Genomic DNA, 16,313 nt, shown 5'->3' on the forward strand with positions numbered 1-16,313 from the left:
CCGACCTGGGGTGTGGATGCGGGTGCGGCAAGCCGCATCCGTCAGGCGCTTGTCGATCTCGCCAAGGCCGGCTCGGCCGTTATCGTCATCAGCCAGGATCTCGATGAAATCTTCGAGGTCGCCACCAATATCGCAGTCATTTCCGACGGCAAGCTTTCCGATGTTCATCCGGTGGAGGAGATGACGCTTGAAAAGATCGGCCTATTGATGGGCGGCATTCACACGTCACATTCGGGAGCCGCCCAGCATGCGCATTGAACTTGAAAAACGCGCAGGGGTCTCGAAACTTTTTACCCTGCTTTCGCCGCTTCTGGCGCTGGTGCTGACGCTGCTGGTCGGCGCCATCATGTTCGCCATGCTTGGCAAAAATCCGGCCCATGCGCTTTATGCCTTTTTCGTCGAGCCGCTGCTCGAGGTCTGGTCGCTGCATGAGCTGGCGATCAAGGCCGCGCCGCTGATACTGATCGGCGTTGGTCTTTCCATCTGTTATCGCTCCAACAACTGGAATATCGGCGCGGAAGGGCAATTCACCATCGGTGCGATTACCGGTTCCATTCTGCCGGTGCTTTATCCCGACTGGCATTCCCCGCTTATCCTGCCGCTGATGATGGTGATGGGCGCTGTCGGTGGCGCGCTTTATGCGGGTATTCCGGCGCTGTTGAAGACCAAGTTCAACACCAATGAAATTCTTGTCAGCCTGATGCTGGTCTATGTCGCGCAGCTGTTTCTCGACTGGTTGACGCGCGGCATCTGGCGCGATCCGGCGGGCTATAATTTTCCGCAGACGAAACCCTTCAACGAAAGCGCCGTGCTGCCGGAAATGCTGGCGTCCGGCCGGGCGCATTGGGGCTTCGTCTTCGCCATCGTTGCGGCCATCGCGCTGTGGTTCATGATGCGCTACATGCTGAAGGGCTTCGAAGTCACCGTGCTTGGCCAGTCGGCCCGGGCAGGGCGATTTGCCGGTTTCTCCTCCAGCCGCATGGTGTGGTTTTCGCTGCTGCTTTCCGGCGCGCTGGCCGGGCTTGCCGGCATTTCGGAGGCGTCCGGCTCCATCGGCCACCTCCAGCCCAGCATTTCGCCGGGCTATGGATTTACCGCTATCATCGTCGCCTTTCTTGGCCGCCTCAATCCGCTCGGCATTATCCTCTCCGGCCTGGTTCTGGCGCTGACCTATCTCGGCGGCGAGGCAGCCCAGCTTTCGATCGGTGTTTCGGACAAGGTCACGCGCGTGTTTCAGGGGCTGATGCTGTTCTTCGTGCTCTCCTGCGACACGCTGATCTTCTATCGCATCCGTGTCGTTTTTTCCGGCAGGACGCATCGCAGAGAAGGAGCGGCATGATGGATATGCTTCAGGCCATTCTCCTTACCGTCATCACCGCCGCGACGCCGCTCGTCATAGCCGCGTCTGGCGAGCTGGTGGTGGAGCGCTCGGGCGTGCTCAATCTCGGCGTCGAGGGCATGATGATCATGGGGGCGGTCTGCGCTTTCGCGACAGCGCATATGACGGGTTCGCCCTATCTCGGCATTCTCGCTGGCATTGCCTCGGGCGCGGTGTTTTCGCTGCTGTTCGGCTTCCTGACGCTGACGCTGGTGACGAACCAGGTGGCGACCGGCCTTGCGCTGACCATTCTCGGCCTCGGTGTATCGGGCATGCTGGGCGAAAGCTTCGTTGGTCTGCCGGGCATCAAGCTGCAGCCGATCGTGTTTCCTGTCTTGTCGGAAATACCCTTCATCGGGCCGCTCCTCTTCCGGCAGGATCTGATCTTCTACCTCTCCATAGCGCTTGTCGCCGGCATAGGCTGGTTTCTGTTCAAGAGCCGTACGGGCCTGAAAATCCGCGCTATCGGCGACAGCCATGCTTCGGCCCATGCGCTCGGCATCAACGTTATCCGGACCCGTTATCTGACCGTCATGTTCGGCGGCGCTTGTGCCGGTCTGGCCGGTGCGCAGCTGTCACTCGTCTATACGCCGCAATGGGTGGAAAACATGTCCGCCGGGCGCGGATGGATCGCACTGGCGCTCGTCGTCTTCGCGTCCTGGCGTCCGTGGCGTCTGCTGGCTGGCGGTTATCTGTTCGGGGCGGTCACCATCGGACAGCTGCACGCGCAGGCCTTCGGCATCGGGGTGCCGTCGCAGCTGCTTTCGGCGCTACCTTATCTTGCAACCATTGTCGTGCTGGTCATCATCTCGCATAATCGCCGCACGACGTTGATCAACACACCGGCATCTCTCGGCAAATCCTTCGTGCCGGACAGATGAAAAATTCTCACGTCTCCAAACCAACAGGGGTAAAAATGAAAAAACTGGTCATCGCACTTGCCGCTTCCATCGCGGCACTTGGAGGCGTTGTTTCCTCCGCTGAAGCCGCAGACGCTAAGAAGGTCTGCTTCATCTATGTCGGCAGCCGCACGGATGGCGGCTGGACGCAGGCACATGACATCGGCCGCGAAGAGTTGCAGAAGCACTTCGGCGACAAGATCGAGACGCCGTTCCTCGAAAGCGTTCCGGAAGGCCCGGATGCCGAACGCGCTATCGAGCGTATGGCCCGTTCCGGCTGCGAGCTGGTGTTCACCACCTCCTTCGGCTTCATGGACGCCACCGTGAAGGTTGCCCAGAAATTCCCGAAGGTGAAGTTCGAGCATGCCACCGGCTTCAAGACGGCTGAGAACGTTGCGACCTACAATTCGCGCTTCTATGAAGGCCGTTACATTCAGGGCCAGATCGCCGCGAAAATGTCGAAAAAGGGCGTTGCCGGTTACATCGCATCCTTCCCGATCCCTGAAGTGGTGATGGGCATCGACGCCTTCGTTCTCGGCGCACAGTCCGTCAATCCGGACTTCAAGGTCAAGGTCGTCTGGGCCAACACATGGTTCGACCCCGGCAAGGAAGCCGATGCCGCCAAGGCGCTGATCGACCAGGGCGTCGATATCCTGACGCAGCACACCGACACGACGGCGCCGATGCAGGTTGCGGCCGAGCGCGGCATCAAGGCTTTCGGTCAGGCTTCGGACATGATCAAGGCCGGGCCCGAGACGCAGCTGACGGCGATCAAGGATACCTGGGGCGCTTATTACATCAAGCGCACGCAGGCGCTTCTTGACGGCACCTGGAAGTCCGAATCGGTCTGGGACGGCCTGAAGGACGGCATCCTGACCATGGCCCCCTACACCAACATGCCCGACGACGTGAAGAAGATGGCTGAGGAAACCGAAGCCAAGATCAAGTCCGGCGAACTGCACCCCTTCACCGGCCCGGTGAAGAAGCAGGACGGTTCGGAGTGGCTGAAGGCTGGCGAAAAGGCTGAAGACAAGGTGCTGCTGGGCCTCAACTTCTACGTCGCCGGCGTGGATGACAAGCTGCCGCAATAATGACGCGCGTCGCCTGGGCTGCATCCGCACGCCGTCATCCCCGGCCTTCAGCGCGATCAAGTCCTGATCGCAAAGAGTCTTTTGACGGCGCAGACACGTCGTGGCTGGATGCCGGATCAGGTCTGGCGTGACCGGAAAGAGTAGCGACCACTTCATCAACGCAGGCCGTGCATGAATTCATGCGCGGCCTTTGTTATTTTCACTGGTTTTATTGCTTGAACGAAGTTTGCCTTTGCTTTTCACGCAACTTGATGTTTTTCACTATAATCTGACTTGAGATATACGCGTCTGGCGCGATTTTTTGAGATCGCCAGCCGAACGGAAGGACATGACATTTGCAGCGCGGAATGCTCGATGCAGCGATCGGTTTTCGAAAGCTGCGGACCAATCATGCACAGGTCGTTCACAAACTCGGTCTGGATATTGTCTCCGGCACCTTCAAAACTGGCGACATTCTTCCCGGTGATGCCGAGTTGATGGAGCGGCTGAAAGTCTCCCGCACCGTGCTGCGCGAGGCGATGAAGACGCTGACCGCCAAAGGAATGATTTCGCCGAAGGCGCGGATCGGAACGCGGGTAACGGAGCGGGACAGCTGGAACATGTTCGACAGCGAAGTGCTGCTCTGGCATTTCGAAGCCGGGGTCAGTGACGAGTTTCTGCTGCATCTCTACGATATCCGCCACGCTTTCGAACCCTATGGTGCCGCGCTCGCCGCCGTCAGGGCGAAGGATGCAGACATCACCAGGCTCGCCGCCTATGCCAACGAGATGGGAAATACCGCTTATTCCAAGGAGAAACGGGCGCTCGCGGATATGAATTTCCACGTGCTCATCACGGAAATGTCCGGCAACCCGTTCATGCGCACGGTGGGGTCATTGATCAAGGCGGCGCTCGTTGGCATTTTCCGGATGAGCAACCCGGATACCGATCCAAACGAGATATCCGATGTCTCCGCCTCCCATCTGAGACTTGTCGAGGCATTTCGTCAGCGCGACGAGGTTACGGCGCGGCGCGAGATGGAAAGGCTGATCGAAAACGGTCGCCAGCAGGTGCTGGAGTTCACCGCCCGCAACCCGCGCAAATAGATGATTTCGCTCTGGCGTTGATCACGATTGATGAAAATCGGTGCGGAAATTTGGTGCATATTTGCATGGTTTCTTAAGCGGGCCGCCGCTATAGCAATTCCGGAATGAAATTATCGATGCGTCCGCCTGTCCACCGGCGGCGCGAAGTCAAACATATGCCGTCGTCGCGGCTTCCTGCGGTCGTGACAAGGTGTCGGAGGTCTTATGGAGCGCAGCTCTCTAGCCGTAATTCTCGCAGCGGGCGACAGCACGCGCATGAAGTCGTCGAAATCCAAGGTGCTGCATCCGGTCGCCGGGCGTCCGATGATTGCGCATGTGGTCGGCGCTGTGGCTGGATCGGGTGTGGGAACGGTGGCCCTCGTGGTTGGACGGGATGCCGAAAACGTCACGGCGGCAGCGAGCCTGCCGGGTGTTGAGGTCGAAGCTTTCCTGCAGACAGAGCGGAAGGGCACGGGCCACGCCGTTCTTGCCGCCCGCGCCGCCATCGCTCGCGGCTTCGATGATGTCATCGTGGCCTATGGCGATGTGCCGCTGATCACGTCCGCAACGCTCGACCGGGCGAGAGATGCCATCGCGGCCGGCGCCGATGTCGCCGTCATCGGATTTCATACCGAGCGTCCAACGGGTTATGGCCGGTTGCTCGTCAAGGATGGCGAGCTGGTGGCAATCCGTGAGGAAAAAGACGCAACCGATGCGGAGCGCAAGGTCACATGGTGCAATAGTGGCTTGATGGCGATCAATGGCCGCAATGCGCTTGATCTGCTTGACCGCATCGGCAACAGCAATGCAAAGGGCGAATATTACCTGACCGACGTGGTGGAAATCGCCCGCTCTCTCGGCCGCCGCGCTGTCGCCATCGATGCGCCGGAGTCCGAACTGGTTGGCTGCAACAACCGCGCGGAACTGGCCTTCATCGAAAGGCTCTGGCAGGAGCGCCGGCGTCATGAATTGATGGTGGACGGCGTTTCCATGATCGCGCCCGAGACCGTGTTCCTGGCCTTCGATACGGTGATCGGACAGGATACACTGATTGAACCCAATGTTTTCTTCGGACCCGGGGTGACGATCGAGTCCGGCGTCGTTATCCATGCCTTCTCGCATCTGGAAGGCGCGCATGTTGCACAAGGCGCCGAGATCGGTCCCTATGCGCGGCTGCGCCCGGGGGCAAACCTGCACGCTAATTCCAAGGTCGGCAATTTTTGCGAGGTTAAAAAGGCCGAGATAGGCGAGGGCGCCAAGGTCAATCACCTGACCTATATCGGCGATGCCTTTATCGGCGCTGGCAGCAACATCGGCGCCGGCACGATCACCTGCAATTATGATGGCTACAACAAGGCTGAAACGCGGATCGGCGCCAACAGCTTCGTCGGCTCGAACTCGTCGCTGGTCGCACCCGTGACGATTGGCGAGGGGGCTTATATCGCTTGCGGCAGCGTCATTACCGATGATGTGCCCGCCGATGCGCTGGCTTTTGGGCGCGCGCGCCAGGAGGTGAAGCCGGGTCGGGCAACGGTGGTCCGCGAGCGGGCAAAGGCGCTGAAGGACGCAAAGAAGGAGTCGTCTTGAAGGACGCTACCAAACGATACTGAACCTGACCGTCGGCATCATTGCTGATTGCGCGGGAAAGATGAGTAGTTTCGGCGAAGAGATCGTCGTCTGGAGATATATATGTGCGGAATTGTCGGAATTGTCGGAACTGAGCCCGTTGCTGAACGGCTTGTCGATGCGCTGAAGCGACTCGAATATCGTGGTTACGATTCAGCCGGCGTTGCCACCATCGACAATGGCGCGATGGATCGCCGCCGTGCCGAGGGCAAGCTGTTCAATCTCGAAAAGCTGGTGTCCGAACAGCCGCTGCCGGGCGTGGTCGGCATCGCGCACACCCGCTGGGCGACCCATGGTGTGCCAAACGAAACCAACGCGCACCCGCATTTCGTCGATGGCGTAGCCGTCGTCCATAACGGTATCATCGAGAACTTCGCCGAACTGCGCGAAGAACTGATCGCCGAGGGTGCCACCTTCACCACCCAGACCGACACGGAAGTGGTTGCCCAGCTTCTGGCCAAATACACCCGCGATGGTCTTGGCCATCGTGAGGCGATGCTGAAGATGCTCAACCGCGTCACGGGCGCCTATGCGCTGGTGGTGATGTTCAAGGACGATCCCGGCACGCTGCTTTCGGCGCGCTCCGGCCCGCCGCTTGCCGTCGGTTATGGCCGCGGAGAAATGTTCCTGGGGTCGGATGCCATCGCGCTCTCGCCCTTCACCAACGAAATCACCTATCTGGTCGATGGCGACTGTGCCATCGTGACCCGTCAGGGTGCTGAGATCATCGATTTCTCCGGCAGACCGGTGAAGCGCGAGCGGCAGATTTCGCAGGCGACGGCCTATGTGGTCGACAAGGGCAACCACCGTCACTTCATGGAAAAGGAAATCTACGAGCAGCCGGAAGTCATTTCTCACGCGCTCAGCCATTATGTGGATTTCGCCTCCAAGACAGTGAAGGAAGCCGATAAAGCCATCGATTTCGCCAGGCTTTCCGGCCTCGCGATTTCCGCCTGCGGTACGGCTTATCTTTCCGGCCTGATCGGCAAATACTGGTTCGAGCGTTATGCGCGCCTGCCGGTGGAAATCGATGTGGCCTCCGAGTTCCGTTATCGCGAAATGCCGCTTCAGCCATCGCAGGCGGCGTTGTTCATTTCTCAATCCGGCGAGACCGCCGATACGCTGGCGTCGCTGCGCTATTGCAAGGAAAATGATCTCAAGATCGGCGCCATCGTCAACGTACGGGAATCGACGATCGCACGCGAATCAGATGCGATTTTCCCGATCCTTGCCGGGCCGGAAATCGGTGTCGCCTCCACCAAGGCTTTTACCTGCCAGCTCGCCGTGCTCGCGTCGCTGGCGATTGCCGCCGGCAAGGCGCGCGGCACGATCACACCTCGGCAGGAAACCGAACTCGTGCAGCATCTGATCGAGATGCCACGCATCATGAGCAAGGTGCTCAACATCATCCAACCGCAGATCGAGGCGCTGTCGCGCGATCTGTCGCGTTTCAAGGACGTGCTTTATCTCGGCCGGGGCACCAGCTTTCCGCTGGCGCTGGAAGGTGCGCTGAAGCTCAAGGAAATCTCCTATATTCACGCAGAAGGTTATGCCGCTGGCGAGCTGAAGCACGGACCCATCGCGCTCATCGACGAGAACATGCCTGTTATCGTCATCGCCCCGCATGATCGCTTCTTCGAAAAGACCGTCTCGAACATGCAGGAGGTCGCAGCCCGTGGCGGCCGGATCATCTTCATCACGGATGAGAAGGGAGCTGCTGCTTCCAAGCTCGATACCATGGCGACAATCACGCTGCCGACCGTCGATGAATTGATCGCACCGATGGTCTTCTCGTTGCCCATCCAGTTGCTGGCCTATCATACCGCCGTTTTCATGGGGACGGATGTCGACCAGCCGCGCAACCTTGCAAAATCGGTCACGGTGGAATGATCATCCGGCCGGAGCGGCAGGGTGACGAAGAGGCGATTGCCCGCGTTACGGAAGAAGCCTTCCGTAACGTCGACCACAGCGACAAGACCGAACATCTGATCGTGGCGCGGCTGCGTGAGGCCGGTGCGCTCACCGTTTCGCTCGTGGCCGAAGACAGCGAAGGGATCGTCGGCCATATCGGCTTTTCGCCCGTGACGCTCTCAAGCGGCGAGACGGGCTGGTTTTGTCTCGCGCCGCTTTCGGTGACGCCGGAACGGCAGGGCGAGGGCATCGGCTCACGGCTGGTGCGTGAGGGGCTTGGTGCGCTCGATCGGCTGAGCGCGTCGGGATGTGTCGTTGCTGGCGATCCCGATTATTATGGACGCTTCGGTTTTCGCGCCGTCGAAGGCCTTGGTGCCCTTGGGATTCCTGACGAATATTTCACAGTTCTTCGCTTGCATGGGGGAACGCCATCCGGCATTGTCAGTTTTCATCCGGGTTTCGATAGCGACAGCGCTTAACGCGAACGGTAAATGACCGACATTTCTCCCAAAATTTCCTTTGCCACGCGGTTGCGCAACAGCTTCCTTACGGGCGTTCTGATTCTCGCGCCCGTCACCATCACCATGTGGCTGGTGTGGAGCTTCCTGCAATGGGCCGACAGCTGGGTGAAGCCCTACATCCCCGCCCGTTACGATCCCGAGCAATATTTCGATGTCGCCATTCCCGGCTTTGGCCTGTTGATCGCCGTCATCGGCATTACCCTCATCGGCTTCCTCGGAAATAATCTGATCGGCAAATGGATCGTCGGCGTCGGCGAATCCATCCTCAACCGCATGCCGCTGGTGCGGCCGATCTATAAAAGCATCAAGCAGCTGTTCGAATCCGTTCTGAAGGAGCACTCGAACTCGTTCAAGAAGGTCGGCCTCATCGAGTTCCCGTCCTCGGGCACATGGGCGATGGTCTTCGTAGCGTCCGAAGCAAAGGGCGAGCTTGCGCATCGCTTCAACGAGATGGGTCAACAGATGGTCGCCGTGTTCCTGCCGCCGACACCGGTGCCGACGGCGGGTTTCCTGCTGTTCGTGCCCAAGGACAAGATCGTGATGCTGGACATGACCCCGGAGGACGCGGCAAAACTGCTGATCTCCGGTGGTCTCGTCGCGCCGGATTTCACGCCGCCGAAGATGATTGCGCCGGTCTAATCTAGAGAACGCCCGGGATGTCCGTCTGCGAAAAGTCGTTACCGACATAAAGCAAACGGCAACCCTCTGTTTTCGCCAACTCGTAGGCAAAGCAGTCGCCGAAATTCAGTCCGGCAGGATGAACGCCCTTGCCCCAAATGCGATAAGCTTCCGAAATGCCATGCGCCGATTTGGGGGTGACGGGCTTGATTTCGGCGCCCAGACCTTCGATCAGCATCTCTAGTTCCCGGCTGCGGTCGCGCCGCTGCGCCACGATCATGGCCTCCGCAAGCGTCCCCGCTGAAATGAGCAGAGGTTCATCCGTTTCGAGCGCTGAGGCGCAGGCATCCGCTTTGGGTTCATCGAGCAGGATCGTCATCAGAGCCGACGTATCGATAACGATCATTTCGGAAGGCCGTGCTCGTCATAGAGAAAATCCTGACTATGCGCGGCATCCGGGCCGTTATCGGCTCTGTTGGCGACAGTCGCGCGCACTTTTGCGAGCGCGGCGCTACGGGATGTTTTATCTGCCACGACGGTGACCGGAACCAGCCGCACGGCTGCGTGGCCATGACGAGTGAGAATGACCTCATCACCGGCTTCGGCGCGGCGCACCAGTTCGGTAAGCTGACTTTTTGCATCAGTCACGGATATCTGCACGGCTAACCTCGGGCGTTAAAGTTAGCGTTATATTAGTCCATTCAATGGACCATATCAATCCTCGTCGTCCAGATCATCCACGTCTGTTTCTGTGGTCGTGGCGTGGAACACCGGCACGAAAAGCCGCATATAGACCAGCCTCACGCTCCAGCCTTCTTCCAGCGCCAGGCTCCAAGCCTTCTTGCGGCCGGGCTTTTTGAACATCTTGCCGATCGCCTTTTTCTCGCTCTTCGCAAATGTCTCGGGTTGCAGGATGTTCTGCGGCGAGCACAGCGCGTATCCCTTGCGGAAGGCGGGCGGCGGGCGGCGGGGGTCGATCATGTTCATGGCGATCACTTTCAGCCGGCGTGCAGGAAGCGGATCGCTTCGTCGCGGCGGTGCAGGTAGAGCAAGGTGCGTAGCGCATCGCCGCGTGGACCTGTCAGCTCGGGATCACGCTCGATGACATAGGCTGCGTCCTTGCGGGCGATTTCGAGAAGATCGGCGTGGGCCTCGAGGCTGGCGATGCGGAAGCCTGGCGTGCCTGATTGACGTGTGCCGAGCAATTCCCCTTCGCCGCGCAGCTTCAAATCTTCCTCGGCGATCAGGAATCCGTCTTCGCTGTCGCGCAGAATGGAGAGCCGTGCGCGGCCGTTTTCGCTGAGCGGGCCCTTATAGAGTAGGATGCAGGTGGAGGCCTCGTCGCCGCGTCCGACGCGGCCGCGAAGCTGGTGAAGCTGGGCAAGGCCGAAACGTTCGGCATGTTCGATGACCATGATCGTCGCGTCAGGCACGTCGACGCCCACTTCCACCACTGTCGTTGCCACCAGAAGCCGGGTTTCGCCGTTCTTGAAGGCCAACATGGCGGCGTCCTTCTCCGGGCCGCTCATACGTCCGTGAATGAGACCGATATTGGTGCCGAGCATCTGCGAGAGAACCGCGTGTCGCTCCTCCGCCGACATCAAGTCGGACTCTTCTGTCTCCTCCACCAGCGGGCAAATCCAGTAGGCCTTCTTGCCTTCCTTCAGCGCTGCGCGCAGCCTCTCGACAATATCACCGATGCGTTCGGTTGGGATCGTCACGGTCTGGATGGGTTTGCGGCCCGCCGGTTTTTCGGTGAGCTTGGAGACATCCATGTCCCCGAAGGCAGCCAGAACCAGCGTGCGTGGAATGGGCGTGGCGGTCATCACCAGCATATGCGGCGTGATGCCCTTGGCAGTGAGGCGCAGGCGCTGATGCACGCCGAAACGGTGCTGTTCATCCACAACGGCCAGCACGAGGTTCTTATAGGTGACGCTATCCTGAAACAGCGCATGGGTGCCGATGACGATCTGCGCTTCACCCGATGCGACGCGTTCCTCGATCTCGCGGCGTTCCTTGCCCTTGGTACGGCCGGTCAGCACTTCCACCGTGAGGCCCACGGCTTGGGCGAGTTTGGAGATGGTGGCATAGTGCTGGCGGGCGAGGATTTCCGTCGGCGCCATCAGCACCGCCTGTCCGCCGGCTTCCACCGCCGTCGCCATGGCCATCAACGCTACCAGCGTCTTGCCAGCGCCGACATCGCCTTGCAGCAGCCGCAACATGCGGTCTTCGCCGGCCATGTCGATCAGGATATCCTTCACGGCTGCGCTCTGGCTTGCCGTCAGCGAGAAGGGCAGTTGCGACAGGATCTTTGCGGCTATATCACCCTTGGCGCGGATCGGCTGGCCCGCGACCTTGCGCAGCCGCTGGCGCACCAGCGCCAGGGACAATTGCCCAGCCAGGAATTCGTCATAGGCAAGCCGTCTGCGCGCCGGGGCTTGCGGTTCGATATCGGCGCTGTCGCGCGGGTCGTGCAATTCGCGGAAGCTGGACGCCACGTCACCGAAGCCCTGCCGGGTCTTGAGCGTCTCGTCGATCCATTCCGGGAAAACCGGCAGCTTCGACAGCCCGCCTTCGATCGCCTTGCGCAACACCTTGGCGGAAAGGCCGGCGGTCATGGGATAGACGGCTTCGACCAAAGGCAGGTTGTCCGCCTCGGAAAGCTTCACCATGAAATCCGGGTGCACCATGGAGGCGCGGCCGTTGAACCAGTCCACCTTGCCGCTGACCAGAACCTGTTCATCGACAGGCAGGGCCTTGGACAGCCAGTCACCCTTGGCGCGGAAGAAGGTCAGAGCCAGTTCGCCGGTTTCGTCATGCAGGAAGACGCGATAGGGGGCGGAGCGGTTACCCGGCGGTGGCGGCTGGTGTCGGTCAATGCGTCCCTGAATGGTGACAATGGCGCCCGGGGCTGCGAGCGCGATGCCGGGGCGGTTCCGCCGGTCGATGACATTGGAGGGCGCATGGAACAAAAGGTCAATGACGCGCGTATCGTCCGCACTCTCCCGCCCCAGAAGTTTCGCCAGGAGATCGGCAAGCTTCGGCCCCACGCCGGCGAGCGTGGAAACGGAGGCAAACAGCGGATCGAGAATGGCCGGGCGCATGGCCAGCAAAATCGGGGAAGGGAATGGCTTATGCAAGACTTCGCGGGTCACAAAGCCGGGTTATCACCGGCAGATTTTCGCGGCCGTGGCATTATTTCGATAAAAACCGGTTCCCAAGCGTTCGCCTCCTGTTCTATAGGAGGTCGCGATCAACATGCTGTTGAATGGTCAACCGAAAGGTGAATGCGATGACTGGACTGGTGCGCACGAGCGCCGATCTCGATCCGAGACGCCGGCGGATACTTTACCGCTGCTGGCACCGCGGCATTCGCGAGATGGACCTCGTTCTCGGGCAATTCGCGGAAGACAATATCGCGCTGCTTACCGATGAGCAGCTCGATGAGCTTGAAGTCATCATGTTGGAAGAAGACAATGACCTCGTCAAGATGGTGACGGGTGCCCTTGCCATTCCTGAAAAGTTCCAGACCCCCCTGTTCATGAAGATCGCATCCTATCGTCCCGATTTCGATCTCGTCACCGCAGACAATGTGAAAGCGTGAAACCATGATAGCCGGATTCGATGCAAAGCTGGTGTCGTCGGCCGATACGCCGCTGACCATCGGAAACGTGCCCGCAGGCATGGAAGCGCTGCTGCTTGCCGAGATGGCGCGCGCAGGCACCTCGGTTGCCTACGTCATGTCGGATGGCCAGCGTATCGCCGATCTCGAACAACTCCTCGGCTTCGTTGCGCCCGATATTCCGGTCATGACGCTGCCGGCCTGGGACTGCCTTCCCTATGACCGCGTGTCACCAAGCGCCGACACGTCGGCGCGCCGTCTGGCGGCGCTTGCCGGTCTCATCAGTCACGCCAAAAAAGCGCATCCGGCTATCGTTCTGGTTACCGTCAACGCCATGCTGCAGAAGATGGCGCCGCGCGACATTATCGAAAGCCTTGGCTTCTCCGCCAGGCCCGGCAACCAGATCCGCATGGAGGATATCGCCGCGCGGCTGGAGCGCAACGGCTTCGACCGGGTGGCGACGGTGCGTGAAGTGGGCGAATTCGCCGTGCGCGGCGGCATTCTTGATGTTTTCGTGCCAGGGACCGAAGAGCCTGTGCGGCTCGATTTCTTCGGCGATACGCTGGAGAGCATCCGCACCTTCGATCCCGCCAGCCAGCGCACCATCGGCCAGGCGCGGTCGCTTGACCTCAATCCGATGAGCGAAGTGACGCTGACGCCCGATACGATCAGCCGGTTCCGCAAGAATTACCTCTCGCTTTTCGGTGCTGCGACGCGCGACGATGCGCTTTATCAGGCGGTCTCCGAAGGCCGCCGATATGCCGGCATGGAGCACTGGCTGCCGCTGTTTTACGAGAAGCTGGAAACCGCCTTCGATTATCTCAAGGGTTTTCGCATCGTCACGGACCATACGGCGAAAGAGGCGGCCAAGGAGCGGTCCAAGCTGGTGCTCGATTATTACGAGGCGCGACGCAGTTCCGGTGAGACGAAAGGATCGACGCAGGGTGCGCCCTACAAGCCCGTGTCTCCCGGCCAGCTTTATCTCAACGGCAAGGATTTCGACACGGCCCTGTCTGCCGTCAATGCGGTGCGTCTGACACCCTTTAATGAGCAGGATAGCGAGGGAAGACCCGTCGCCACGCTGGACGCGCATGTCGGCCCGCGCTGGGCGCGGCAGCCAACCGAAGGCGAAAGCGAAGAGCGGGTCAATGTCTTTGCATTGGCCGTGAAACACATAGCCGAGCGCCGCGCCCAGGGCTGGAAGGTGCTGATAACAGGCTGGTCGGAAGGTTCGCTCGACCGGCTGCTGCAGGTGCTGAACGAGCACGGGCTTGAGAAGATCAAGCCGGTTGCCTCGCTGAAAGAGGTGGAGAAGCTTGGCAAAGGCGAGGCCGCCTCGGCGGTGCTGAGCCTTGAGGCGGGTTTCGAGACGGGAAACCTTGCCGTTATCGGCGAGCAGGATATTCTCGGCGACCGCATGGTGCGGCGCTCCAAGCGCCGCAAGCGCGGTGCGGATTTTATCTCGGAAGTGGCCGGGCTGGACGAGGGCTCGCTCGTCGTTCACGCGGAACACGGCATTGGCCGTTTTGTCGGTTTGCAGACCATCGAGGCGGCGGGCGCACCGCGTGCCTGTCTGGAACTGCACTATGCCGATGATGCCAAGCTGTTTCTGCCGGTTGAAAACATCGATCTTCTCTCGCGTTACGGCTCGGATGCGGCAGAGGCAACGCTCGACAAGCTCGGCGGCGGCGCATGGCAGATGCGCAAGGCCAAGCTCAAGAAGCGCCTTCTCGACATGGCCGATGAGCTCATCCGCATTGCGGCCGCGCGCCTGGTGCGCCATGCGCCGGAGCTCATTGCGCCGGACGGGCTCTATGATGAGTTTGCTGCGCGTTTCCCCTACGACGAAACCGAGGACCAGCTGAACGCCATCGAGGCGGTGCGGGAGGATCTCGCGGCCGGCCGGCCGATGGACCGCCTAATCTGCGGCGACGTGGGCTTCGGCAAGACGGAAGTGGCCCTGCGCGCCGCTTTCCTTGCCGCCATGAATGGCGTGCAGGTGGCGGTCGTGGTGCCGACCACGCTGCTCGCCCGCCAGCATTTCCGGACTTTCTCGGAGCGTTTCCGCGGGTTGCCCATCCGCGTGCAGCAGGCGTCGCGCCTTGTTGGTTCCAAGGAACTGGCGCTGACCAAAAAGGAAGTCGCCGATGGCAAGACCGACATCGTCGTCGGCACGCACGCGCTTCTCGGTGCGGGTATCAGCTTTGCCAATCTCGGCCTGCTGATCATCGATGAAGAGCAACATTTCGGCGTGAAGCACAAGGAGCGGCTGAAGGAGCTGAAAAGCGATGTGCATGTGCTGACGCTATCGGCGACGCCCATTCCGCGCACCTTGCAGCTCGCCATGACCGGTGTCCGCGAACTCTCGCTCATCACCACGCCGCCTGTCGACCGCATGGCGGTGCGCACTTTCATTTCGCCGTTTGATCCGCTCGTCATTCGCGAGACGCTGATGCGTGAGCATTATCGCGGCGGCCAGAGTTTTTACGTCTGTCCGCGGCTTGCCGATCTCGCCGATATCCACGCCTTCCTTCAGTCGGATGTGCCGGAGCTGAAGGTGGCGGTGGCGCATGGCCAGATGGCGGCGGGCGAGCTGGAAGACATCATGAATGCCTTCTATGACGGCAAATACGATGTGCTGCTGTCGACGACCATCGTTGAATCCGGCCTTGACGTGCCGACGGCCAATACGCTGATCGTGCACCGCGCCGATATGTTCGGTCTCGCCCAGCTTTACCAGCTGCGCGGCCGTGTCGGCCGTTCCAAGGTGCGCGCCTTCGCGCTCTTCACCCTGCCGGTCAACAAGGTACTGACGACGACTGCCGAGCGCCGGCTGAAGGTGCTTCAATCGCTCGATACGCTCGGCGCGGGTTTCCAGCTGGCGAGCCACGACCTTGATATTCGCGGCGCGGGCAATCTGCTCGGCGAGGAACAATCCGGCCATATCAAGGAAGTCGGTTTCGAGCTTTACCAGCAGATGCTGGAAGAAGCTGTCGCAGAAGTGAAGGGTGACGAGCAGGTGCAGGATAGCGGCTGGTCGCCGCAAATCTCTGTAGGCACCTCGGTCATGATCCCGGAAGATTATGTTCCTGATCTGCATCTGCGCATGGGTCTTTACCGCCGCCTTGGCGAGCTTGCGGATATCAGCGAGATCGACGGTTTCGGCGCGGAAATGATCGACCGTTTCGGCCCGTTGCCGAAAGAGGTGCAGCACCTCCTCAAGATCGTCTACATCAAGTCGCTCTGCCGCATTGCCAATGTCGAGAAACTGGATGCCGGTCCGAAGGGCGTCGTGGTGCAGTTCCGCAACAAGGAATTCCCGAACCCGGCAGCGCTGGTGGGGTATATCGGCAAGCAGGGATCGATGGCGAAGATCCGTCCCGATCACAGCCTGTTCCTCAACCGCGACCTGCCGACGCCGGAAAAGCGGCTGACGGGAGCGGCGATGATCATGACGCAACTGGCGGAGCTGGCTCGGTCCTGACGCGACGTTGGGTGGGTTTGGTTTTACCCCCTTCTGCCCGGCAGGGCAGAGGGGTAAAGCCAAGCCCACCTTGGCCACTCACAAATGCGCTCCACGCGG

14 protein-coding genes and 1 pseudogene are annotated in these 16,313 nt (G+C 60.4%); 11 read left to right on the forward strand and 4 right to left on the reverse strand.

From position 1 onward, the window contains the following. The 9 genes and pseudogenes from ACUTJJ_RS09995 to ACUTJJ_RS10035 form a co-directional block, all read left to right on the forward strand. Positions 1-258 (forward strand): annotated as a pseudogene (locus tag ACUTJJ_RS09995) (ABC transporter ATP-binding protein); the annotation flags it as partial. Next, a complete protein-coding gene (locus ACUTJJ_RS10000) occupies positions 248-1,339 on the forward strand; it encodes an ABC transporter permease (RefSeq protein WP_445542022.1) in 1,092 nt (363 codons plus the stop codon). The pseudogene ACUTJJ_RS09995 and the gene ACUTJJ_RS10000, both read left to right, overlap by 11 nt. Next, complete coding sequence (locus tag ACUTJJ_RS10005) at positions 1,339-2,259, forward strand: ABC transporter permease (protein ID WP_063948783.1); 921 nt, start codon at positions 1,339-1,341, stop codon at positions 2,257-2,259. The genes ACUTJJ_RS10000 and ACUTJJ_RS10005 overlap by 1 nt, the downstream gene beginning before the upstream one ends. A 35-nt stretch (positions 2,260-2,294) precedes the next feature. Then, on the forward strand, positions 2,295-3,368 hold the full coding sequence (locus ACUTJJ_RS10010; protein WP_144573986.1) for a BMP family ABC transporter substrate-binding protein: 1,074 nt from the start codon (positions 2,295-2,297) through the stop codon (positions 3,366-3,368). A 347-nt stretch (positions 3,369-3,715) separates the two neighbouring features. After that, complete coding sequence (locus ACUTJJ_RS10015) at positions 3,716-4,453, forward strand: FadR/GntR family transcriptional regulator (protein ID WP_063948785.1); 738 nt, start codon at positions 3,716-3,718, stop codon at positions 4,451-4,453. 204 nt (positions 4,454-4,657) lie between these two features. After that, the gene (gene glmU / locus ACUTJJ_RS10020) at positions 4,658-6,019 is read left to right on the forward strand and encodes a bifunctional UDP-N-acetylglucosamine diphosphorylase/glucosamine-1-phosphate N-acetyltransferase GlmU (protein ID WP_445542023.1); all 1,362 of its coding nucleotides are present in this window, start codon (positions 4,658-4,660) and stop codon (positions 6,017-6,019) included. Between the two features lie 102 nt (positions 6,020-6,121). After that, positions 6,122-7,948, forward strand: coding sequence for a glutamine--fructose-6-phosphate transaminase (isomerizing) (gene glmS / locus ACUTJJ_RS10025; RefSeq protein WP_445542024.1), 1,827 nt, complete (start codon positions 6,122-6,124; stop codon positions 7,946-7,948). Beyond that, positions 7,945-8,448 carry a GNAT family N-acetyltransferase gene (locus ACUTJJ_RS10030; protein ID WP_063948788.1) on the forward strand — a complete coding sequence of 168 codons (504 nt, stop codon included), beginning with the start codon at positions 7,945-7,947 and terminating at the stop codon, positions 8,446-8,448. The genes glmS and ACUTJJ_RS10030 overlap by 4 nt, the downstream gene beginning before the upstream one ends. Before the next feature lie 12 nt (positions 8,449-8,460). Beyond that, complete coding sequence (locus ACUTJJ_RS10035) at positions 8,461-9,129, forward strand: DUF502 domain-containing protein (RefSeq protein WP_445542025.1); 669 nt, start codon at positions 8,461-8,463, stop codon at positions 9,127-9,129. Position 9,130: 1 nt separating this feature from the next. On the opposite strand, the gene ACUTJJ_RS10040 is transcribed toward ACUTJJ_RS10035, so the two are convergent. From ACUTJJ_RS10040 to recG, 4 genes are read right to left on the reverse strand one after another with little or no spacing between them, the layout of a single operon-like run. Continuing rightward, positions 9,131-9,514 carry a type II toxin-antitoxin system VapC family toxin gene (locus ACUTJJ_RS10040; RefSeq protein WP_063948790.1) on the reverse strand — a complete coding sequence of 128 codons (384 nt, stop codon included), beginning with the start codon at positions 9,512-9,514 and terminating at the stop codon, positions 9,131-9,133. After that, on the reverse strand, positions 9,511-9,768 hold the full coding sequence (locus tag ACUTJJ_RS10045) for a type II toxin-antitoxin system Phd/YefM family antitoxin (protein WP_445542026.1): 258 nt from the start codon (positions 9,766-9,768) through the stop codon (positions 9,511-9,513). Before ACUTJJ_RS10045 ends, ACUTJJ_RS10040 begins: the two co-directional genes overlap by 4 nt. A gap of 54 nt (positions 9,769-9,822) precedes the next feature. Further along, positions 9,823-10,095: a hypothetical protein gene (locus ACUTJJ_RS10050; protein ID WP_445542027.1), complete on the reverse strand. Its 273-nt coding sequence runs from the start codon at positions 10,093-10,095 to the stop codon at positions 9,823-9,825. An 11-nt stretch (positions 10,096-10,106) separates the two neighbouring features. Then, positions 10,107-12,212, reverse strand: coding sequence for an ATP-dependent DNA helicase RecG (recG, locus tag ACUTJJ_RS10055; protein WP_445542049.1), 2,106 nt, complete (start codon positions 12,210-12,212; stop codon positions 10,107-10,109). 188 nt (positions 12,213-12,400) lie between these two features. Between recG and ACUTJJ_RS10060 the strand changes: the two genes are divergently transcribed. Together ACUTJJ_RS10060 and mfd are read left to right on the forward strand one after the other, a co-directional pair. Beyond that, positions 12,401-12,712, forward strand: coding sequence for an FAD assembly factor SdhE (locus ACUTJJ_RS10060; protein ID WP_445542028.1), 312 nt, complete (start codon positions 12,401-12,403; stop codon positions 12,710-12,712). A 4-nt stretch (positions 12,713-12,716) separates the two neighbouring features. Continuing rightward, positions 12,717-16,214: a transcription-repair coupling factor gene (gene mfd, locus ACUTJJ_RS10065; RefSeq protein WP_445542029.1), complete on the forward strand. Its 3,498-nt coding sequence runs from the start codon at positions 12,717-12,719 to the stop codon at positions 16,212-16,214. Positions 16,215-16,313 lie beyond the last annotated feature (99 nt).

The organism is Agrobacterium sp. DKPNP3 (genome assembly GCF_052686535.1).